Below are 21,492 nucleotides of genomic sequence, written 5' to 3'. Positions count from 1 at the left end.
CATCACTTGGCCTGACTGACGCGCCAGACCTTGTTGCCCACATCGTCCGCGACCAGCAATGCGCCCTGCTTGTCGAGGATCACGCCGACCGGACGGCCTTGTGCGTCGCCATCGGCGTTGAGGAAGCCGGTCAGGACGTCCACCGGCAGGCCCGCAGGTCGGCCATCCTTGAAGCCGACGAACACGACTTTGTAGCCGGCCTGCGGATTGCGGTTCCACGAGCCGTGCTCGCCGACAAAGACGCCGTCAGCAAATTTGGCCGGCATGCCGCGCGGGTCGGACCAGGTCAGGCCCAGCGGCGCGACGTGGGTGCCGAGGGCGTAATCCGGGGCGATGGCCTTGGCGACCATGTCCGGGCGCGGCGGCTGCAAACGGCTGTCGACGTGATTGCCGTAGTAGCTCCACGGCCAGCCGTAGAACGCGCCGTCTTTGACCGAGGTCAGGTAATCCGGCACCAGGTCGCTGCCGATTTCGTCACGTTCGTTGACCACTGTCCACAGCTCGTTGCTGCCCGGCTTCCACGCCAGCCCGTTGGGGTTGCGCAGACCGCTGGCGAACAGGCGTTTCTGCCCGGTCTTGACGTCCACTTCCCAGACCGCCGCACGTCCCTCTTCGGCTTCCAGACCGTTTTCGGCCACGTTGCTGTTCGAGCCAACGGTGACGTACAGCTTGGTGCCTTCGCGGTTGGCGATGATGTTCTTGGTCCAGTGGTGATTGATGCCCGCCGGCAGGTCAGTGACTTTCACCGGCGTGGCGGTGCTTTCAGTCTGGCCGTCGTTGTACGGGACCTTGACCACGGCGTCAGCGTTGGCGATGAACAGCTCGTTGCCCACCAGCACCATGCCGAATGGCGACGTCAGGCCGCTGATGAACACCTTCTTCATTTCGGCCCGGCCATCGCCGTCTGCATCGCGCAGGATGCTGATGCGGTTGGCGCTCTCGGCTTCGGCGCCGACCCGGCTCATGACGATCCCGGTAGCCGTGCGCTTGATCCATGCCATCACCCCCGGGCCGCCGTCCGTCGCGCCTTCAGGCTTCGGCGGCTTGTTGCTTTCGGCGACCAGGACGTCGCCGTTGGGCAGGCTGTACAGCCAGCGCGGGTGATCGAGGTTTTCGGCGAGTGCGCTGACGGTGAAGCCCTCGGCGGCCTTGGGCGTGTCGGTGCCCTTCCAGCCGACGGCCTTGGACACCTTGACGGTCGGAATCAGTGTGCTATTGGGCTCGGGCAGTTGCGGCTGCGCGCCTACGCCAGCCTGGAACGGCAGCTTGGCGGTTTCGCCACAGGCACTGAGCATCGCAGCAGTGGTCATCAGCAGTGCAAATCGGTGCATCGCAATCATCGTTCAACCTCGCGGCGGCCATCCATGGGCCCATTGTTTTGAGAAATCAAAGCGCTGACAAACAGGCAGCTTGGAGAAGCGCAGGCTTCGAGAGACATGACATAAGGCTGACAAGTATCGCCACGTCGACCGACAGCAAACAGCTCACGGGACGCAAATGACATTTGCCCTCAGGGCATCAATAAAACGACCCCGGCAGGGGCGTGAGGGTTCAATAATCTGCGCCGGCATCTCCCGTGCGGAGACCGAGGGGTTAGCCATGTTGGCCGATTTTAGATACGCTTCATGCCTATAACCCCCAGAGCCAGATCCGATGACCCGCCCAGAGTTTGCTTTGGATGTTGAGGCGATCCATGCGATCCCCGCCGTGCCCGTCATTCTGAGCATGGTCAAGCACATGACAGGCATGCGATTCGCGGCGATCGCCAGGGTCACGGAAAGCCACTGGGTGGCCTGCGCCGTCGATGACTCGATCAATTTCGGCCTCAAACCGGGCGGCGAGCTGGTGCTGGAATCAACCATCTGCCACGAGATCAGGCAGCATCACCAGCCAGTGGTGTTCGGCCATGCCAGCGCCGACCCGCACTTCGCCACCCATCACACGCCGCTCACCTATGGGCTGGAAAGCTACATTTCGATCCCCATCATCCTGCCCGACGACCGCTTCTTCGGGACGCTGTGCGCCATCGACTCAGTGCCTGCCGATCTGAGCGATCCTGCCATCGTCAAGACACTGACCCTCTTCGCGCAGTTGATTGCGATGAGTCTGGACACTCAGGGCCACCTGGACAGCGCCCGCGCCGAGCTGAACGACGCCAACGAAAACGGACGGTTGCGGGAGCAATTCATGGCGGTGCTGGGGCACGACCTGCGTACACCGTTGAGTGCGATTCGCATGAGCGCCGACCTGCTGGCGACCAAAACCGAGGACAAGCGCTCGCAGGGGCTGGTCGCTGCCATACGGCAGAGCTCGATCCGCATGGGCGCGCTGATCGAGAACGTGCTGGACTTCGCCAGGGGCCGCATGGGCGGAGGAATTCCGGTGAAGTGCCAGGCCACGGATGATCTTCCCGAGGTATTGAAAGCGACGGTGGACGAGATCCGCGCGTCGCACCCGCAGGCAACGTTCAACGAAGCCATCGACCTCAACGGGAGCGTCTACTGCGACCCGCTGCGCATCAGCCAGTTGTTGTCCAATCTGCTGGGCAACGCGGTGACCCATGGCTCACTCGCCTCGCCGATTGACCTGCACATCTGGCAGGAATCTGATCAGGTCATCATCTCCGTCATGAACCACGGCGCGCCCATTTCGCCACGGCTGATGCCGCTGCTGTTCGAGCCGTTCACCCGGTCCGAAGCGGGCGGGCGCGGCGAAGGCCTCGGTCTTGGGCTGTACATCGCGTCGCAGATCGCCAGCGCTCATCACGGTACTTTGACCGTGAGCTCATCGGCTCAGTTGGGCACCTGTTTCATTGCGCGCTTTCCTTACACGCAACCCGCTTGAGCGCCGACAGGTGATGTCGGCACCCCCGCGCCACAGCGTCGCGGGCACACTGATTTTCGCTATGACCCACTTTTCTGAAGCCCCCTTTTCTGAAGCCCACTTTCCTGAGGAGAGCACCTGACATGCTTCTGCACCAGTCCACATGGATCGAGATCGAACAGTTTCTCAAGCGCAGCCGCACAATTGTCGTGCCCATCGGTTCGAACGAACAACACGGTCCCACCGGCCTGCTCGGCACTGACTGGATGTGCCCGCAGATCATCGCCCACGAAGCGCAGAAGAGCGCCGATATCCTGATCGCGCCGACCTTCAACATTGGCATGGCGCAGCACCATCTGGGCTTTCCCGGGACGATCTCGCTGCGCCCCTCGACGTTCATCGCCGCCATCGGTGACTGGGCGCGCTCGCTGGCGGGTCACGGCTTTGAAAAAATCCTCTTCCTCAACGGCCACGGCGGCAACGTCGCGTCGATCGAGGCGGCGTTTTCCGAGCTGTACGCAGAAGCCAGTTTCGCCGGGCGCTCTGCCGGTTTCGCCCTGAAGCTGACCAACTGGTGGGACCTGGAGGGCGTCGGCGAACTCGCCCATCGGCAGTTTCCGGTGGGCCACGGCTCCCACGCGACGCCGTCCGAGATCGCGGTGACCCAGTGGGCCTATCCGGAGTCGATCAAGTCGGCGGACTACTCGCCGCAGATTGCCCCGACCGGTCCGATCCGCGAAGCAAAGGATTTTCGAGCGCGCTTCCCCGATGGCCGGATGGGCTCAGACCCTGCGTTGGCCACGCCGGAAAAAGGCGGAGAGCTGGTGGCGCTGGCGGCCAAGGGGCTGGTGCGCGCGGTTGATGCGTTCAGTCGCGAACCGGCGCTGCATTAACGTCACTGCGTTGACGGCCTGGCCGTGCGGCAATAGCGCGCGGGCGTTGAACTCGTCCGCCAAATGGCGGCCATAGTGGTATGCGCTTTTTCAAACGGTATGGGATCTGGGGCAGTCTGCAGCGCAACGACCTCGCCCGGTCCCCTTGGCTGACAGGTGATATGTGAATACGTTTATCCCACTGGACAAAGTTGAAGAAATCGATCTGCAGGATTACCACGAGGTCTGGCTGACCACGTCGGAAACCTGGCCACAGGACCCGGCGACGGTTCACCGCAAGTGCCTGTGGCGCCAGGATCGCGAGATGACCTCCGATGTGGAAATCGACGGCGTTTACTTTGAAAATCTACCGCACCTGTGGCTGCGTGTGGACGATCTCGATGACCAACAGGACATCGACCTCGTGATCGAGAAGCTCAAGGTACGCATTGCCGCACTGAATCTCAAAGGCGAGTTCTATCCTCCCGAGCTGCCGACTGCGGCGCCTCACAAGGACGAAGACGAAATCAAGAAAGACCTGCGCAGCTAATCCGCTTCACCCCCCCGCTTCTCCGAAGCGCGCCGTGGCTGATCTTCAGCACGGCGCCGTTTTTGTTTCTGCTGCACCCATTTCCGGTCAGTCCTACCCGGTGCACGCGCTGTATCAGTGGGACCGGCTTCAGCCGGGAAGAGGCCTGTGTGAACACTCTCAATTTTTGCAGCGTTGCATCCGACGCCTTCCCGGCTAAAGCCAGTCCTACAGGTGCACGCAGTCCGTCAGTGGGACCGGCTTCAGCCGGGAAGAGGCCTGTGTGAACGCCCTCAATTTTTGCAGTGTGGCATCCGACGCTTTCCCGGCTAAAGCCAGTCCTACAGGTGCACGCAGTCCGTCAGTGGGACCGGCTTCAGCCGGGAAGAGGCCTGTATGAACGCCCTTAATTTTTGCAGCGTGGCATCCGACGCCTTCCCGGCTAAAGCCAGTCCTACAGGTGCACGCCGTCCGTCAGTGGGACAGGCTTTAGCCGGGAAGAGGCCTGTGTGAACGCCATCAATTTTTGCAGCGTGGCATCCGACGCCTTCCCGGCTAAAGCCAGCCCTACAGGTGCACGCAGTCCGTCAGTGGGACCGGCTTCAGCCGGGAAAAGGCCTGTGTGAGCACCGCCCTTCTGAAGTCTGGGCTAGAATCGCCCGCTCAGATTATCAAGGAGTGAACCCTGTGCAGATGTCCCCGGCGATACCGCTGATTCGTATTTTTTCCGAAGCCAAGGCGAAAGAGTTCTACGTGGATTTTCTCGGCTTCAGCCTGGAGTGGGAGCACCGCTTTGAACCCGGCCTGCCGCTGTACGCCCAGGCCCGTCGCGACCAACTGGTCATCCACCTGACCGAGCACCATGGCGACGCGACGCCGGGCTCGACGATCTTTGTGCCGGTCAGCGACATCGACGAATTGCAGCGCGAACTGCTGGCGAAAAACTACGGCTATTCCCGCCCCGGCATTCAGGACCTCGACTGGGGCAAGGTCATGGACATCGCCGACCCGTTCGGCAACCGTCTGCGTTTCTGCGAGCGCTCGGAAGACTGACCACCGCCGTCACAGCCGGAAATACTGCCCGATCGCTCGACGCAGAAGGTCCACCGCGTCATCCCCGTGGGAAGCTGACGAGCGCACGACGATGATGTCGTGGTCGGCGATCGGCGGCAGGCCATCGAGGATGCGCATGCCGTCGGTGACCCGGGCGCGGTCGATCACGCTGATGCCCAGTCCTGCTTCGACACAAGCCTTGACCGCCTGATTGGACGAGCTCTCGAGCACGATGCGCATGGGGTGGCCGGCGCGCTTGAGCGACTCGACCATCGCTTGCCGGTACGAGCATTGCGCGGCATGCACGGCCAGCGGCAACGGGGTTGGTAAATCCCCCGATTGATGCGCGGCGCCGACCCACACCGGCGTGGTCGGCACCAGCAACTGATCGCCCGCGGCCAACTGGCCTTCCGGCTGGGCGATGACCGCCACCTGAAGCCGACCCCGCCGCACCTGATCGCGCAAGATGAAGCTGGGCGCGGTCTTCAGCTCCAGAACGATGTTCGGCCAGGCGGCGGTGAAAATCGGCAGCACGTCGCGAATCAGGTGCGTGGCGTATTCATCCGGCACGCCGAGGGTGATGCGCCCCGCCAGCTGCGTGCCCTGCAGCTCGGCCAGCACTTGATCGTGGGTGCTCAGCAGCGCGGCGGTGGAGGTCAGAAAACGCTTGCCCAGGGGCGTCAGCGACACCGACTGATTGTCGCGATTGAGCAGCCGCCCCCCCGCCACCGCTTCCAGCCGCTGCACGTGCACGCTGACCGCGGCCGGGCTTTTGTGCAGCTGTTCCGCCGCCGCGCTGAACTTGCCAATGCGCGCCACGGCGTGAAAGGTGCGGACCTGTTCGATATCCAGAATGGCACTCATGGTTCACTGATCCCGAAGCACTGCTGTCGTTTATTTTGATTTATTAGATTACGGCGGATGGGTACGTTGGGTCCATGAACACTTCAAACGAACTGACCAACGCGAGCCTTGCCCTTCCGTCCCCACGCCGGGCGATTCCCTTGCCGCTGCTCGAAGCCGGGCTGGTGATCATCTGGAGTTCGGGCTTCATTGGCGCGCGCTTCTCCATCGATTACGCGCCGGCCTCCCTGGTGGTGTTCTGGCGCTGCCTTCTGGTTACGCTGATTCTGTTGCCCTTCGTCGCCCGACAGCTGCGCCAGACACCGCCTGCGGTGCTGCTGAAAAACGCCGGCATCGGCCTGCTGGCCATGGCCGGTTATCTGTTCGGTGTGACCGAAGGCATTGCCCTGGGTGTGCCCGCCGGGCTGGCAGCGCTGTTCGCCGATCTGCTGCCAATCGGCATGGCTGTGCTGGCGGCCGTGGTGCTCCGCCAGCGATTGACCCGCGGCGTATGGATCGGATTGCTGATCGGTCTGGCGGGCGTGATGCTGGCGACCCACGACGCGCTGGCCTGGGGCAGCGCACCCCCATGGGCCTACGCCCTGCCCGTGCTGGGCATGCTGTCACTGGCGGTCGCCACGCTGTGGCAAAAACACTCCCCAGACCCGCAGGCGCTGGGCCTGATGCCCAACCTGTGGTTGCAGTGCTTCGTCTCGACCTTCGTGTTTGCCCTCGTTGCCGGACTGCACGGAAGTCTCGCGCCCGTGCCCAACGCAGGTTTCGCGATGAGTGTGCTGTGGACGTCGGTGTCGACGGTCGGCGGCTACGGCCTTTACTGGATGTGCCTGCGCCGGGCCACGCCGACGCGAGTCGCCAGTGTGCTTTACCTCAGTCCGCCACTGACGCTGCTGCTGGCCTGGGCCCTGTTCGACGAACCGCTGTCGTGGCTGATGGCCTTAGGCATGGTGGTCTCGGGGGTGGGCATTGATCTGGTGATACGCGGCGAGGCGCGAGAGGCTTCATGAATTGGCCGGTCCTGCGCATCGCTCATCACGCTATCGCGACAAATCAAAGCAACAGCTGGCTCGTGGTTGCCCATCAAATCAGCGACTCCAGCCCCCGCAGCAAACCTTTTAACGTCAGCGCAGCGCGCGCGGCAAGCAGCGTGCCGGCGACATAAGGCTGGGCACTGGAGCCAGCCTCGTGGCGGATGACCAGTCGCTCGCTTTCTGTCGCATGGATGCTTTCGACTGCGAGAACATAGGAAGGCAAATAGACGCTGTGCAATTGGACTGCATGACTGCCAGAACCGATTGGCACCCCCCTGCCCCCTACCAAGCCTTGCAATTTTTCGAGCGGGATCGTGGTGGGCGCCTGGCGCAGTGCGGAAAGTGCTTCTGCGAGCTCCCGACCGGTGCCCGTAGGGACGTCTTGTTTACGCGCGCTGGCGTACTCGACAACTTCTACGTCAGCCAGATAGCGCGCCGCTTCGAGCGCGAAGCGTTTCAACAGCGTGCCGCTGATGGAAAAGTTGCCCGCAGCGACCACACCAACACCGTGCTGCCGGGCCAAAGCATCCAACGCCTGGAGCTCGATTTCGTCGAGGCCACTGGTCCCGATCACAAGCGCTCTTCCCGCTCTGATGACAGCGGGCGCGTGAGTACGAACACCTTCGGTATTCGTGTAGTCGATGACCACATCCGATGGCAGGTTCAACGCTTCATCGAGCGTACCTACAATGGCAATACCGGTGGCGGGTAAGCCGAGAGCAGTACCCATGTCTTCACCGGCACGGCTGCGAGAGACGCCTGCGACTACCTCGACGCCAGGCGTTTTGATTGCTTTACGAAAAATAGCTTGCCCGACCCAACCAGTCACTCCAGCAATAACGATTTTCACAGGTCCATTCCTTTTTTTGCGCACGACACTTCTAAGGCTAGCCATGAGTCAGCATTCGGTTCCAGGCCGCTAAAGTGCCTGGGTCTTCATCGGCAACAATGGCGACGCACCGAAGATTAGAGCGCTGGTTAAGAACGAAAAAGCGCTGTAGCGTTTGAGCATCTGTAACCAGTGGTTAGGAATATGAATAAATTGCAGTCGATGCAGGTGCTGCTTGAGGTGGTAGACGCAGGCAACTTCAGTGCCGCTGCTCGCCGCCTGGGTTTGTCTGCGGTTATGGTGGGAAAGCACGTACGGCAGCTGGAGGAGTTACTCGGCATGCGATTGCTGGAACGAAGCACTCGCAGCCAACGCTTGACCCAGGCGGGCAAGGTGTATTGCGAGACAGCTCGCGGGGTACTCAACCAGATTAAACTGGCCGAAAACACCATTGAATCCATGCACGCGAATCCGCGAGGCATGATCCGCATCAGCGCGCCACACAGCGTGGGAGCCACATGGATTGCTCCGTTGGTTACCCGCTATCTACGCCTCTATCCCGCCGTGAAAATCGAACTCATTCTGAGCAACGCTTATGTGAACCTGATCGATGACCAATTTGACTTAGTCGTTCGGGTAGGGGCGCTGCCCGATTCAGAGCTGGTCGCACGCCGGCTTCCGCCCTACCAAATGGTGATCTGCGGAGCGCCGGACTACTTGTTGCAGCGGGGCACGCCGCAGTCCCCCCGCGACCTCGAGCGCCACTCGTGTCTTGGACACTTGTCTGTCTATGGCTGTATTCAATGGCCGTTACACAACGCTGACGGCTACTGCTGGACGGGAGATGGATGCTTTGCTTCCAACGACAGTCATGCTCTGCGTCAGGCCGCACTGGGCGGCGCAGGTCTGATACTGCAGCCCGAACTATCAGTGATCAATGATTTTTCCACCGGCCGTTTGGTGGAAGTGCTACGCGATCATCGCCCAACGCCGCTGCAGGTCCACCTGCTCTACCTCCCTGCGCGTAAAGAACACAAGGGATTTTCCAACTTGGTGGACTTCATTCTTGCCCAGACCCACAAGACCGGAAAATACGATTAGCGCCTCCCGGAAAAGCGATGGTCGTCCCGCGCTGAATCGATAGGGCCTGGCACTGACTTGCGGCGCCTGTAGCCCTGACGATCTTCAGGCCACCCAACGGCGCGTGACCTCCATGCGTTGGAATGCTGGGCCAATGCAGCCGTTTGTCACCCATAGCGTCGTTTTCGCCAAGACAACTGTCTCAAGGTGGGTGATACGAGTGTGCGCCGCACACCCCACCTTCTACTGGAGCGCATCCCCATGAAAATCGGCTTTTTGGGCCTCGGCAATATGGGTCAGGCCGTGGCTGGCAATCTGTTGAAAGGCGGTCATGAGCTGCTGGTCTGGAACCGTTCCCCCGAGGCCGCGCAGCCACTGGTCGAGCAAGGTGCCACGGCAGTAACCGAGCCTGCCCAGGCGTTCGCCGTCGACGTGGTGTTCAGCATGCTTGCTGACGACAAGGCCCTGCGCGCGGTGCTGCTGGATGCCGGTCTGCTCAAGCAGCTCAAGGGCCCGCTGATCCACATCAACATGGCGACCATTTCCGTGACCTTCGCCGACGAGCTGGCCGAGCTGCACGCCGCACAGGGCATCGACTACATCGCCGCGCCGGTGATGGGCCGGCCGAACATGGCCGCCGCAGCGAAGCTGAATATCATGGCTGCCGGCGCTGCCCAGGCCATCGACCGGGTGCAGCCGTTGTTCGACCTGATCGGCAGCAAGACCTGGCGGATGGGCGACAAACCTTCCAGCGCCAACGCGATGAAACTGGCCATGAATTTCATGCTGGTCTCGGCCATCGAGGCGATGAGTGAAGCGGCCGTGCTGGTCACTCGCCACGGTCTGAAATCCGCTGATCTGGTGGAGCTGGCGTCGGGGACGATCTTTCCCGGGCCGGTCTACGCCGGGTACGGCGCGCTGATCGGCGAACGCACGTACGAGCCGGCGGCATTCAAGGCAGTGCTGGGCCTTAAAGACGTGGATCTGGTCCTGGCCGCCGCCAGCCAGGTTTCAGTGCAGATGCCGAGCGCCGAGATGATCCGCGCCCACTTGCAGGATGCCATCGACCACGGCCGAGGCGAGATGGACCTGGCGGTGTTGGCCGAAGTGGCAGAGCGGCGCAATCCGCGCTGAGTGCTTTTTTGTTTGCCGTTGATGTGAGGGGCAGACGTCAGCTCATGGCCGGGCGACGTGGAGCCGGTGCAGGGTGATCTTGCGCACTTCCTGCTTGCTGATTTCGATGTGCCGCGTGAGCAACTGCTGGGCCTGCGCGGTCTGGCGACTGAGCACGGCGCCGAGAATCTGCCCATGCTCGTCGTAGGTCGCCTCAATGCGCGCCGCCTGGGTGAAATCCAGGCGGCGAATGATGCGGACCTTCTCGGTGATCTCCAGGTGCAGGCGCGCCATCTCGGTGTTGCCTGCCGCCTCCAGCAGCGCGCAATGGAAACGCTCGTCCAGCGCTGAGACCTGCTGGGCGTCTTGCAGGCGTTCGTAGGGGGTGACGAGCCAGGTGTGTTTCAGTTCATCGATGACCGGGTGTTGCTCCAGATCCAGCGCTTCAAGACGCGCCAGTGCCGCGCACTCCAGCACGATGCGCACGTCGTATAGCTCTTCGAAATAATTGAAATCGAACGCCCTCACCCGCCAACCGCTGCGGAAATACACCTCCAGATACCCCTCGCGCTCCAGCCGATACAGCGCCTGTCGCACCGGCGTGCGGCTGGCTTGCACGCGCTCGGCCACCTCGCCTTCGCTAAAGCGATCCCCGGGCAGCAGGCGAAACTCGAAGATGTCGTCCTTGAGCTGCTGATAGATCCGCTCGGCCATGTTGTCCGGGCGACGTTTGGGTGTCTGTGAAGGGATGATGGCCGGGGTGCTCCGTCGGGTGATCTTTGCGCCTGACGCGACGGTGTTTCGGGGCCGCGTCAGGCGTTGGGTCAGGCTTTTTTCAGGCTGCCGATGTACGCGCGCCAGCCACCGAACGAGGTGATGTCCAGCGCGCCGTCAATCGCCCAGGGTTCGCAGATGAAGCCCTTGACGCTGCGACCGTCCTTCAGCGTCAGGGTGCCGATGCCCAGCGGCGCAGGGATCTCGGCCACGAACTCGCCAAAGCGCGCCAGCGGGATGTCCCACAGTTCCACGATGATCGATGCACCGTTTGCGGATTTCACCAGCCCCGGTTTGGGCGGCACAGTGCCGGGCAAGGCGTAGAGCCGGTAGTCGCCTGCCGTGAGCGTCTGTTCGACGAGCACGGCGTCCCGACGGGTCAGCTGCGCGTTGAGCGGCATGCCGGTCAGGTGCGCGCCCACCACGGCAACCCGCACGCTGCCCCGCGGCGCAGTCGCTGGCGATGCCGTGGGCGAAGGAAGTGAGCGACCTGTGGCGCCCAGTGGCAAGCCGACGTTTTCCTGCCAGCGCTGGCCAAACCGGGCGAGCGCAGTGTCGTGCCAGGCCGGCGCAATCAGGGTGATACCGGAGGGCAAGCCATCGGCGCGTAGACCGGCAGGCAATGCCAGGGCCGAGAGGTCCGCCAGGTTGGTGAAGTTGGTATAGAAGCCGAACTGCGAGTTGTACAGCACCGGTTCGGCGGCCATTTCCGCCTGGGTGCGCAGGGTCGCGGACGTGGGCACGACCAAGGCGTCGAACCCGACCAGCGCGTCGTTGATCTGCCGGCTCAGCGTGGCCCGCAGGTATTCGGCGCGGTAGGCGTCACAGGCGCTGTACCCCAGGCCGCTTTCGACGATGCCACGCACCACCGGGTTGATGGCGTTGGGGTTGGTTTCCAGCATCGCGGTCAAGGCGACTGTGCGTTCGGCCACCCACGGGCCGTAATACAGCTGCTCGGCCAGGGCCTTGAACGGGGCGAAGTCGATGCGGGTGATCTCGGCGCCCATGTCGCTCAATCGGTGCAGCGCCTGTTCGAACACCGCCTGATTGTGCGTATCGCCGAAGAACTCCAGGGTGTCCGGCACGGCCAGCTTCATCGCCGCGCGAAAGCCCACCGGCGCCGTGCCCGGGTTGTGGCGGGAATAGGCGTCATCGCCATCAAAGCCTTCCGCCAGGCCGGCGACTTTCTGCGCGTCGTCTACGGTCAGCGCGAAGATGGAGACGCAGTCCACCGTCTTGCACGCCGGCACCAGCCCGGTGTTGGGCAAGCGGCCCTTGGTCGGTTTCAGGCCGACGATGTTGTTGAACCCGGCGGGCACCCGACCCGAGCCTGCGGTGTCGGTGCCCAACGAAAATGCCACCAGCCCCCGCGCCACCACCGACGCCGAGCCCGAGCTGGAGCCGCCGCTGACGTAATCCGGGTTGACGCTGTTGGGCACGGCGCCGTAAGGCGAGCGGGTGCCGACCAGGCCGGTGGCGAATTGGTCGAGGTTGGTCTTGCCCATCAAAATCGCCCCGGCGGCGCGCAGTCGGGCCAGCACCGTCGCGTCCTTGCTTGCGGTGTAGGCAAACTCCGGGCACGCCGCCGTCGTCGGCCACCCGGCGGCGTCAATATTGTCCTTGATCGCGAACGGCACGCCGTACAGCGGCAGCTGAGTGATGTCGCCGTTGACTGCAGCAAGACGCTCGGCGAGGGCTTCAAGCTGCTCGCTGATCTGCGCCTGACTGGCCCGGGCGATCCAGGCGGTGTCGGTTTGCGGGTAGGCGCTGGCGAACGACAGCAGCACGTCAGGCGACAACTGCCTAGTCTGGTAGGCCATCAGCCACTCGTTGATCGTCCAGCCGAAATGAGGGTGTTGGAGGTCATGCATGGGGGGTATCCATCTTGTATCCAAGTTTGGATTCAACGAAAGCAAAAGCCGGGCCACTGGGGTGGAAGGTCCGGATTGCTTGGGTGTAAGGCTATTTCGTATCGTTGGAAGCGCCAGCGCACGCCTCAAAAAAGCACACCGTGCAGGGTTTTGGTGCCGCCTCGCACGCCACGATCACATAGTGGGACCGGCTTCAGCCGGGAGGGCATCCGGCGTCACACCAAAAAGTGATGCGAACACGCTGGCCTCTTCCCGGCTAAAGCCAGTCCTACAAAAAGCATCGCGTGCATCCAGTAGGACCGGCTTCAGCCGGGAAGCTTTTGATCTGCTTTTGATCTTCCTACGAAGCAAGTCCAGACACCGCCAATCGCGACTTGGGTGCAGGCTGAACGCAGGTCTTGCGGAGTGGGCCGAGCGGCATGGATGCCGCGAGAGCCGCCCCCCGCCATGGATGGCGGATGGCGGCGGGCCCACGGAGCGAGACCGGAGTGAGGGGACTCCGACGCAGGAGGAGCCAAACCAGGAGCAAGCACCCTTGGTTACTTGGGGTGCTTTTCCAAGTAACTCGCCGAAGGCGAAACCGGAGGCCGTTAGGCCGACCATTGCAGCCGCACCGCGTATCCCGGGGACAGATTAATTTACGATGAAGCGCTGTAAATAAATCAGTCCCCTTCACCGAGTCCCCTTCACCGTCAGGCCAGGTATTTCCTGAACCAATCCAACGTCCGGTTCCACGCCAATGTTGCCGCAGCGTCGTCATAACGCGGTGTCGAATCGTTATGAAACCCGTGGTTGGCGCCTTTATAAATATGCGCCTCATACGTCTTCCCCGCCGCCTTCAACGCCGCCTCATACGCCGGCCAACCATCAGTGATCGGCTTGTCCAGCTCCGCGTAATGCAACAACAGCGGCGCCTTGATCCGGCTGACGTCTTCAGCCTTGGGCTGCCGGCCATAAAACGGCACCGCCGCCGCCAGCTCCGGATAAGCCACGGCAGCAGCATTTGAAACACCGCCGCCGTAACAAAACCCGGTAATCCCGACTTTCCCGGTGGACGCGTGATGGGCCATCAGCCATTCGATGCCGGCAAAGAAATCGTTCATCAGCTTCTCGGGATCAACCTTCTGCTGGAGCTCGCGGCCCTTGTCGTCATTGCCCGGATAGCCGCCGACCGATGACAAACCGTCAGGCGCCAACGCGATGAAACCGGCTTTCGCCACCCGCCGGGCGACGTCCTCGATGTAAGGATTCAGGCCGCGATTCTCATGCACCACCAGCACCGACGCGACCTTGCCGTCGGCTTTTGCCGGCCGCACCAGATACCCACGCACCTGGCCGTGACCTTTGGGCGACGGGTAGGAAATGTATTCAGCAATGATGTCAGGATCGGTGAATTCGACCTGCTCGGCGAGCGCGTAATTGGGGCTCAGCGACGCCAGAATGGTCGTCGCCGCAAGCCCGCCCACAGCGAACACGGCCGCGCGATCGAGAAACTCCCGGCGGTTGATCTTGCCGTGAACGTAATAGTCGTAGAGCTCAAGCAATTCCGGGGCGAAGTCTTTGGCGGTGAGACGGGTCATCTGTGCGCATCCTCATCGATTGTCCAACGGGCACAGGCCTAGAACCGAGCGCCTGAACGTGCCGCAGCGAGCCCTCAGTAAAGCAGTATTTCGCCAGCCTGTATCACGCCGCGACGTGACGGCACCCCACTTTCAAACGCTCCCTTTCCAACAGGCTCGATGTGGGCTAGCCTGAGCGGCGCAGTTGTACGACGACGTACAAAGCGACCTTTCTTCAGAAATGGCCGCTGCATGCCGCTTCCATCAACAATAAAAAAGGATGCACTCATGACCCGACTCAAACTGACCCTCGGCTTCTTGTGCCTGTTTTCAGGCTTCGTGGCCGCCGCCCCTTCTGCCGATGAAGAAGCCGTCGCCAAGGCCGTCGACAACATGACTCAGGCGATGCTGCACAAAGACATTGCCACCCTGGGCGCGCTGACTTCGGACAACGTCACCTACGGACACTCCAGCGGCAAGGTGCAGAACAAGGATGAATTCATTGCCGACATCGAAACCGGTCGCAGCGGCTTCAACACCCTGGAAATGAAAAACCAGACAATCAAAATGAACGGCGACACTGCCTTGGTGCGCAACCATTTCTCCGCTGAAGCCGTGAACAGTGGCAAGGTCGTCCCGACCGAGATCGAAAACTTTCAGGTCTGGCAGAAACAGAAAGGCCAGTGGCTGCTGATCGGACGCCAGGCGTTCAAATTCTGATGGCGTGACTTCAACGTCTGGGCCGACCGGGCGCCTGAGAGGGTCAGGCGCCGGTCGGCTACATGTCTGTTTTTACCGCCCGTTGAGCTACAACGCTTCCAACTCCTGCAACACCGCCAGCACATTGCGGGTCGAGCGCTCGACGCTTCCCGCACGATGCGCAATGCCCAACTCCCGCCACAACGCCGGCTGCAACGGACGCATGACAATGCGGCTTTCCGGCGGCGGCGTGGACGCCTCATGGGGCAGCAACGTCGCGCCATAGCCCGCCCCCACCAGACTCTTGATGGCGTCGTTGTAATTGAGCTGAATGCGCGGCGTCGGCTGCGGCCCCTCGCCGGCAAACCACTCCGCCACCTGACGGGACAGCCGGGTGGTGGCGTCGTTGAGAATCAGCGGCTGACCGGCAAGCCAGCTCGGCGTGATGACCGGCGGGCAATCCCAGCGCGCCGGCAGAAACGCCATCACCGGGTCGCGCCGCCACGACTGTATCGACAGGCCCTTGACCGGCGCCTGGGGCAACGCAATCACGCCAATGTCCAGGCTGCCGTCCGCGAGTTTTTGCAGGGTCTGCTGCGACGTCAGCACCGCGACCTGCACGTCGATGCCGGGGTGCAACTGCTCCAGGGTTTCCAGCGCCTGGGGCAGCAATTGCGCGATAACGCCGGTGGACGCCCCCAGTCGAACCCGCCCGGCCAGCCCTTTGACCTGACGCTCGACGTCTTCCAGCGCCTGTTCGGCGTCGGCCAATAGACGCCGCGCGCGCTCGATCAGCGTATCGCCGATGGCCGAAGGCTGAACCCGCCCACGGGTGCGCGAGAGCAACACGCCGCCCACCCGTTGCTCAAGATCGGCAATGTGCAGACTGACCGTCGGCGGCGCGAGATTCAGCACCCGCGCCGCTTCGGCAAACGAGCCGTGGTCGGCGATGGCCACCAGGGTGCGCAAACGATCCAGACTGATTTCCCGCACTGGCCCATCCTTCCTTCAGAAAAGATGAAGTGTACCGTCATCAAATTCAACTTTCGCTATCAACGATAGGGCTTGAAGATGTCAGTCATTGACGACCTTCAGCGGAACTTCAACCTCATGTCCACCCCCATTGTGTTCATCGACGGCGACCAAGGCACCACCGGCCTGCAGATTCACCAGCGCTTGCAAGGCCGCACTGAGCTGCACGTGGTCACCCTTCCAGCCGAGCATCGCAAGAATCCGGAAAGCCGCGCCGCCGCGATCAACGCGTGCGACATTGCCGTGCTGTGCCTGCCCGACGAGGCCGCCCGGGATGCGGCGGCGAGCGTTACGAATCCGGAGGTGCGGGTCATCGACGCCAGCTCTGCGCACCGCACCCACCCCGACTGGGTCTACGGTTTCGCGCAGATGAGTCACGCGCAGAAACAACGCATCGCCACCGCCCGCCGCGTCAGCAATCCGGGCTGCTACCCCACCGGGGCGATCGGTCTGTTGCGTCCGTTGCTGGAGGCGGGTCTACTGCCGCGCGACTACCCGATCAGCATCCATGCGGTGTCAGGCTATTCAGGCAAGGGCCGCGCCGGGGTCGATGAATTCGAAGGGCCGGACGCTGCCCAGGCGATCCCGTTTCAGATTTACGGCCTGAGCCTGGCGCATAAGCACGTCCCGGAAATCCAGCAGTACAGCGGGCTGAGCGAGCGGCCGGTGTTCATTCCGGCGTATGGCGCGTTTCGTCAGGGCATCGTGCTGACCGTCGCGCTGCAAACGCGCTTGCTGCCCCACGCCGTGACCGGCAAGACGCTGCATGCTGCGCTGGCTGAGCATTATCAAGGCAGCGGGTACGTCGAGGTGATGCCGATGGAGCAATCGCGCGCGCTGAGCGGGATTGATCCGCGCCAGCTCAACGACACGGATAACCTGCGGCTGATGGTGTTTGAAAACGAGGGCCACGTGTTGCTGGCCGCCGTGTTCGACAACCTGGGCAAGGGCGCGGCCGGGGCGGCGGTGCAGAACCTGGATTTGATGATTGCGGGTGGCTGAGGTGCCGTTAAGCCGCGTGGGTCATTGCCATCTGGCATCGACGCTGCCCAGTGCGCACGCCGGTAAATCCCAGTGGGTCGGCGTGCCGTCGATCTGCCCGGCGGGTTTGAGGCGCAGTGCCGGCCCCCAGGCGGTGTGCTCGATGGCGTCGGAATAATCCCTCGGATTCAACGGCGGCAGCGCTGCAGGCTGGGCCTCGGTTGGGACGAACGACATCAGCGATAACGCGGTGCGCGCCAGGGATGCCTGCACTTGCACGCCTTGTCCGGTGATACGTCGCTCGGTCAGGCCGCGCACCGCTGCCGCCGCCATCAAATACCCCGTGGCGTGATCCAGTGCCTGCACCGGCAGCGGCACGGGCCGGTCACCTCCCGCGGCGACCATGCCGGCGTCGGCGATGCCGCAACTCATCTGCACCAGGCTGTCGAAACCCCGTCGCTCCCGCCATGGGCCGGTCCAGCCGTAGGCGTTCAGCGAGACATCCACCAGACCGGGATTGAGCGCCCGACGGCGTTCAGCATCAAGGCCCAGCCGCGCGAGGGCATCGGCGCGGTAGCCGTGAACCATCACGTCCGCTTCGCTGATCAGGCCCTCCAGCACTGCGCGATCGGCAGGGTCGCGCAGGTCCAGCCGCGCGCAGCGTTTGCCCAGCACCACTTCGGGCACTGTGCCAGGCTCGTCCCAGCCAGGGGGATCGATGCGCAAGACCTCAGCGCCGAAACCGGCGAGAAACCGCGTCGCCACCGGGCCCGCCAGAATGCGCGTGAGGTCGAGCACGCGGATGCCGCGCAAGGGGCGTTCGCGTGGGGCGATACATTCAGGTCGCGCAGGTTTGGACTGATGCGGCCCACCCGGTCCCACTTGCGCTTCGGTGCGATGCAGCAAGGGTTCGGCAGCGACGGCACGGCCCTGGGGATGTTCGCGCCAGGCAAGCGCACTGCCCATCGCGGCGGCACAACCCTGGTTGCCCACTACCGCGCTTTCCAGCTCACTGGCCTTCCAGCGCAGCACCGCCTGACTCACCGCATCGCGCTCTGGGGCGGTGTTCAGCACGGCAAGCGCGGCCTGACGATGGTGCGGGGCGTTGGTGTGCAATCGAATCCAGCCATCCGCCGCGGGGTAATCCCCCGCCATCGCGTCCCACTGCGCCGGCAGCGACCAGCCTTGGGGCTGCAGAGACGTGGCGAACCAGAATGAGGCCAGGCGCCGGTCGACCGTGATCGCGGGCGCGGTGCCGTGGGCCTGATCGATCAGTTCGCCCACCGCCAGATGGGCGGCAGCGATGGCGGCGGTGGCGAAATCGGTGACCGGAAATGCCGAGACCAGCGCGCCTTCGCCGCTGATCTGAAGATGATCGAGATAGCGAGGCTCGCCACCGAGGGCCAGCCAGAATTCACGCAGGAAATGCGTGCAGGCAGTGTCGGAATGGGCAGTGGGCATAAAGCGGCGCTCTCGGAAGTGGTGAGAGCAGCCTAGCAAATGAATGTGGGAAGGGGCGTGAAGCTGGCGTATCTGCCGCTGGAGATGCAGCGGATGCAATGGCCTCTTCCCGGCTGAAGCCGGTCCTACTAAAAGCACCGCGTGCATCCAGTCAAACTGGCTGTGACCTAAAGTAGGACCGGCTTTAGCCGGGAAAGCGGTGTCTCTGCCGGTGGAGATTCAGCGGATGCACTGGCGCCTTCCCGGCTAAAGCCGGTCCTACTGACACCGCGCGTGCATTTCGTAGGACCGGCTTTAGCCGGGAAAGCGGTGTCTCTGCCGGTGCAGATTCAGCGGATGCACTGGCGCCTTCCCGGCTGAAGCCGGTCCCACTGACACCGCGCGCGCATGTTCGTAGGACCGGCTTTAGCCGGGAAAGCGGTGTCTCTGCCGGTGCAGATGCAGCGAATGTGATGGCCTCTTCCCGGCTGAAGCCGGTCCTACTGACACCTCGCGTGCATTGCAGTGGTCTAATTTCCCCGGACACCTCGATAAGTGGAAAATACATTTATCGAGGAGTTCTACATGACCAGAAAACGCAACAGGTTTGATGACAGCTACAAACTGGAAGTCGTAAAGATGGTCAGGGATCAGGGGCTGACCGTTCCGCAGGTTTGCCAGGACCAGAATCTCGGTGAGACGGCCGTACGACGGTGGATCCGCCAATACGACGCCGAGCAGTTGGGCCAGGCCGGGATAGGAAACCCGCTGACGGCTGAGCAACAGCGCATTCGGCAGCTGGAGCAGGAAAACCGGCAGCTCAAGATGGACAACGACATCCTAAAAAAGGCTACCGCCTTCTTTGCCCGCGAACTGAAGTGACGTATCGGCTTGTTCGGCAACTGCAACAGAAGGCTTATCCGGTGGCGCATGTCTGTCGTCTGCTGAACGTCAGTCGATCAGGTTTTTACGAGGCCCGTAAGCGTGCACAAGCACCTGTTCGGCTCAGTTGTCCCATTGTCGCGCAGCTCAAGGCATCGTTTGCCGTGAGCGACGGCTGCTCCGGCAGCCGCTCTTTAACCAAGGCTCTGCGGGCCAAGGGCATGGAAATAGGCCGCTATAAAGTCCGCCGCCTGATGCGAGCCCATGGTTTGCGCTCGGCGTGGAAACCTAAGTTTGTGCATACGACCGACAGCAAGCATGACCTGCCAATCGCTGAAAATGTGTTGAACCGTCAGTTTGAACCGCAGGCTGTGAATACCGCCTGGGTCGCCGACATTACCTACATAGGAACGCGCAGCGGCTGGCTCTATCTGGCCGTGGTGCTGGACTTGTTCTCGCGCAAGATCGTGGGTTGGGCGATGGCCCCAAACATGCCTGCAGAGCTGGTGTGCAGCGCGATGCAGATGGCCGTCGCGCAGCGTCAACCGCCGCCTGGCCTGATCGCTCACTCCGATCGCGGCAGCCAATATGCGAGCGCAATCTACAGATCGCTGCTGGCCAGGCACGGGATGCAGCAAAGCATGAGCCGTAAGGGCAACTGCTGGGACAATGCGGTGATGGAGCGCTTCTTCCTGAGCCTGAAAATGGAGCGGGTATGGCGGCGCAATTACGCCAACCATGGCGAAGCGGTACGCGACATCACTCAATATATCGTTGGGTATTACAACAACGAGCGGCTGCACTCAAAACTGGGGTATCTGCCACCGACCGTTTACGAACGGACGGTGGCCTTGAAACAACCTATCGAGGTGTCCGGAATTAGTTGACCACTACACATTTCGTAGGACCAGCTTTAGCCGGGAAAGCGGTGTCTCTGCCGGTGCAGATGCAGCGGATGCACTGGCCTATTCCCGGCTGAAGCCGGTCCTACTGACACCGCGTGCGCATTTCGTAGGACCGGCTTTAGCCGGGAAAGCGGTGTCTCTGCCGGTGTAGATTCAGCGGATGCACTGGCCTATTCCCGGCTGAAGCCGGTCCTACTGACACCGCGCGCGCATTTCGTAGGACCGGCTTTAGCCGGGAAAGCGGTGTCTCTGCCGGTGGAGATTCAGCGAATGCACTGGCCTCTTCCCGGCTGAAGCCGGTCCCACAAGACCCCGCAGTGCCTGAGACATTCACCCACCCAACAAAAAATTCCCCGGCCGGCTGCCCTCGCCCGTTTCCAAAACCGGCACTTGCGCGTCGTCCTTCAGGCTCACGCCGGACAATTGCCGGCGCCAGGCTTCGCGCATCAGGTACAGCAACTTGTGCGCCGCCATCGCGTAACTCATCCCCTCAAGGCGCACATTGGAAATGCAGTTGCGCGCAGCGTCGTTCAGGCCCACGCGCGGTGCGTAGGTGAAGTACAGACCGAGGCTGTCCGGTGAGCTGAGGCCTGGCCGTTCGCCGATCAGGATCACCACCATGCGCGCCTTGAGCAGTGCGCCGATTTCATCGGCAACGGCGACCCGGCCCTGTTCCACCAGCACCACCGGCGCCAGGCGCCAGCCTTGCGCTGCCGCCATTTCATCGATGCGCTCCAGCATCGCCGGGCTGTGACGTTGCACCGCCAGCGCAGACAAGCCGTCTGCGACCACCAGCGCCAAATCAAATCCTTCAGGATGCGCAGCCGCGTAATCCTTCAGTTGCTCAGCCGACGCCTCGGACAAGCGCCGCCCCAGATCAGGCCGTTGCAGGTACATATGGCGGTCGGTGGCGGAGCTTTGCACGGTCAGCGTTTCCCGGGACCGACCCGCCAATTGCTCAGCCAGCGCCCCGTGATCGAACGCCAGATGCACGGCATCGCGGGCCTGGGCGTGGGCGAACTGGAAATCCAGCTGCGCCGCTGTGGGCAGGCTGGTACCGGCATGCCCGAGGGCGATTCGCGCCGAGGTCAGCGAGCGCAACTGCTGCCAGGCATCGGCGTGTGCGGGTGATTTCTTGTCATCGCTCATGGCTCATGC

The 21,492-nt window shown here is 62.6% G+C and carries 19 protein-coding genes; 10 read left to right on the top strand and 9 right to left on the bottom strand.

The window, feature by feature from the left end; genetic code table 11:
* Positions 1–2: 2 nt before the first annotated feature.
* On the bottom strand, positions 3–1,340 hold the full coding sequence (locus M1E04_RS09285) for a PQQ-dependent sugar dehydrogenase (protein ID WP_065988633.1): 1,338 nt from the start codon (positions 1,338–1,340) through the stop codon (positions 3–5).
* A 313-nt stretch (positions 1,341–1,653) separates the two neighbouring features.
* Between M1E04_RS09285 and M1E04_RS09280 the strand changes: the two genes are divergently transcribed.
* From M1E04_RS09280 to M1E04_RS09265, 4 genes are all read left to right on the top strand, one after another.
* Positions 1,654–2,844, top strand: coding sequence for a GAF domain-containing sensor histidine kinase (locus tag M1E04_RS09280; protein WP_456292812.1), 1,191 nt, complete (start codon positions 1,654–1,656; stop codon positions 2,842–2,844).
* 122 nt (positions 2,845–2,966) lie between these two features.
* Complete coding sequence (locus M1E04_RS09275; protein WP_192130134.1) at positions 2,967–3,716, top strand: creatininase family protein; 750 nt, start codon at positions 2,967–2,969, stop codon at positions 3,714–3,716.
* A gap of 163 nt (positions 3,717–3,879) precedes the next feature.
* The gene (locus M1E04_RS09270; protein WP_065988636.1) at positions 3,880–4,245 is read left to right on the top strand and encodes a hypothetical protein; all 366 of its coding nucleotides are present in this window, start codon (positions 3,880–3,882) and stop codon (positions 4,243–4,245) included.
* Between the two features lie 633 nt (positions 4,246–4,878).
* Positions 4,879–5,277, top strand: coding sequence for a glyoxalase superfamily protein (locus tag M1E04_RS09265; protein WP_456293169.1), 399 nt, complete (start codon positions 4,879–4,881; stop codon positions 5,275–5,277).
* A gap of 9 nt (positions 5,278–5,286) precedes the next feature.
* On the opposite strand, the gene M1E04_RS09260 is transcribed toward M1E04_RS09265, so the two are convergent.
* Entirely contained in the window at positions 5,287–6,141 is an 855-nt protein-coding gene (locus tag M1E04_RS09260; protein WP_456292811.1) for a LysR family transcriptional regulator, read from the bottom strand.
* 74 nt (positions 6,142–6,215) lie between these two features.
* Between M1E04_RS09260 and M1E04_RS09255 the strand changes: the two genes are divergently transcribed.
* Positions 6,216–7,145 carry a DMT family transporter gene (locus M1E04_RS09255; protein ID WP_456292810.1) on the top strand — a complete coding sequence of 310 codons (930 nt, stop codon included), beginning with the start codon at positions 6,216–6,218 and terminating at the stop codon, positions 7,143–7,145.
* Between the two features lie 73 nt (positions 7,146–7,218).
* Here M1E04_RS09255 and dapB read toward each other — a convergent pair whose 3' ends face one another.
* Positions 7,219–8,019: a 4-hydroxy-tetrahydrodipicolinate reductase gene (gene dapB / locus M1E04_RS09250; RefSeq protein ID WP_456292809.1), complete on the bottom strand. Its 801-nt coding sequence runs from the start codon at positions 8,017–8,019 to the stop codon at positions 7,219–7,221.
* A 183-nt stretch (positions 8,020–8,202) separates the two neighbouring features.
* Here dapB and M1E04_RS09245 point away from each other — a divergent pair, with 183 nt between their 5' ends.
* Together M1E04_RS09245 and M1E04_RS09240 are read left to right on the top strand one after the other, a co-directional pair.
* Positions 8,203–9,099, top strand: coding sequence for a LysR family transcriptional regulator (locus M1E04_RS09245; RefSeq protein ID WP_456292808.1), 897 nt, complete (start codon positions 8,203–8,205; stop codon positions 9,097–9,099).
* Positions 9,100–9,339: 240 nt separating this feature from the next.
* Positions 9,340–10,212, top strand: a complete 873-nt coding sequence (locus M1E04_RS09240; RefSeq protein ID WP_456292807.1) for an NAD(P)-dependent oxidoreductase — start codon at positions 9,340–9,342, stop codon at positions 10,210–10,212.
* Positions 10,213–10,254: 42 nt separating this feature from the next.
* Here M1E04_RS09240 and M1E04_RS09235 read toward each other — a convergent pair whose 3' ends face one another.
* From M1E04_RS09235 to yghX, 3 genes are all read right to left on the bottom strand, one after another.
* Complete coding sequence (locus tag M1E04_RS09235) at positions 10,255–10,905, bottom strand: GntR family transcriptional regulator (RefSeq protein WP_456292806.1); 651 nt, start codon at positions 10,903–10,905, stop codon at positions 10,255–10,257.
* A 110-nt stretch (positions 10,906–11,015) separates the two neighbouring features.
* Positions 11,016–12,836 (bottom strand): allophanate hydrolase, encoded by a 1,821-nt coding sequence (atzF, locus tag M1E04_RS09230; RefSeq protein WP_456292805.1) that lies wholly within the window; start codon positions 12,834–12,836, stop codon positions 11,016–11,018.
* A gap of 692 nt (positions 12,837–13,528) precedes the next feature.
* Positions 13,529–14,416, bottom strand: coding sequence for a YghX family hydrolase (yghX, locus tag M1E04_RS09225; protein ID WP_456292804.1), 888 nt, complete (start codon positions 14,414–14,416; stop codon positions 13,529–13,531).
* A 267-nt stretch (positions 14,417–14,683) separates the two neighbouring features.
* Here yghX and M1E04_RS09220 point away from each other — a divergent pair, with 267 nt between their 5' ends.
* Positions 14,684–15,115 (top strand): nuclear transport factor 2 family protein, encoded by a 432-nt coding sequence (locus M1E04_RS09220; protein WP_456292803.1) that lies wholly within the window; start codon positions 14,684–14,686, stop codon positions 15,113–15,115.
* Between the two features lie 87 nt (positions 15,116–15,202).
* Here M1E04_RS09220 and M1E04_RS09215 read toward each other — a convergent pair whose 3' ends face one another.
* A complete protein-coding gene (locus M1E04_RS09215; protein WP_296313157.1) occupies positions 15,203–16,087 on the bottom strand; it encodes a LysR family transcriptional regulator in 885 nt (294 codons plus the stop codon).
* A gap of 117 nt (positions 16,088–16,204) precedes the next feature.
* Between M1E04_RS09215 and argC the strand changes: the two genes are divergently transcribed.
* Positions 16,205–17,128 carry an N-acetyl-gamma-glutamyl-phosphate reductase gene (argC, locus tag M1E04_RS09210; RefSeq protein ID WP_456292802.1) on the top strand — a complete coding sequence of 308 codons (924 nt, stop codon included), beginning with the start codon at positions 16,205–16,207 and terminating at the stop codon, positions 17,126–17,128.
* Between the two features lie 21 nt (positions 17,129–17,149).
* On the opposite strand, the gene M1E04_RS09205 is transcribed toward argC, so the two are convergent.
* Positions 17,150–18,568 (bottom strand): CoA transferase, encoded by a 1,419-nt coding sequence (locus M1E04_RS09205; RefSeq protein ID WP_456292801.1) that lies wholly within the window; start codon positions 18,566–18,568, stop codon positions 17,150–17,152.
* 564 nt (positions 18,569–19,132) lie between these two features.
* Here M1E04_RS09205 and M1E04_RS09200 point away from each other — a divergent pair.
* Positions 19,133–20,316 (top strand): IS3 family transposase gene (locus tag M1E04_RS09200; RefSeq protein WP_456291595.1). Its coding sequence is split into 2 segments (ribosomal slippage): positions 19,133–19,397 and positions 19,397–20,316, totalling 1,185 coding nucleotides; the frame shifts between segments, so codons are not numbered across the junction.
* Between the two features lie 348 nt (positions 20,317–20,664).
* Here M1E04_RS09200 and eutC read toward each other — a convergent pair.
* Complete coding sequence (eutC, locus tag M1E04_RS09195) at positions 20,665–21,483, bottom strand: ethanolamine ammonia-lyase subunit EutC (protein WP_456292800.1); 819 nt, start codon at positions 21,481–21,483, stop codon at positions 20,665–20,667.
* Positions 21,484–21,492 lie beyond the last annotated feature (9 nt).

It is taken from the genome of Pseudomonas sp. AK106, assembly GCF_053903055.1.
The sequence above is the reverse complement of the archived record's forward strand: the minus strand, read 5'-3'. Positions and strand labels throughout refer to the sequence as shown.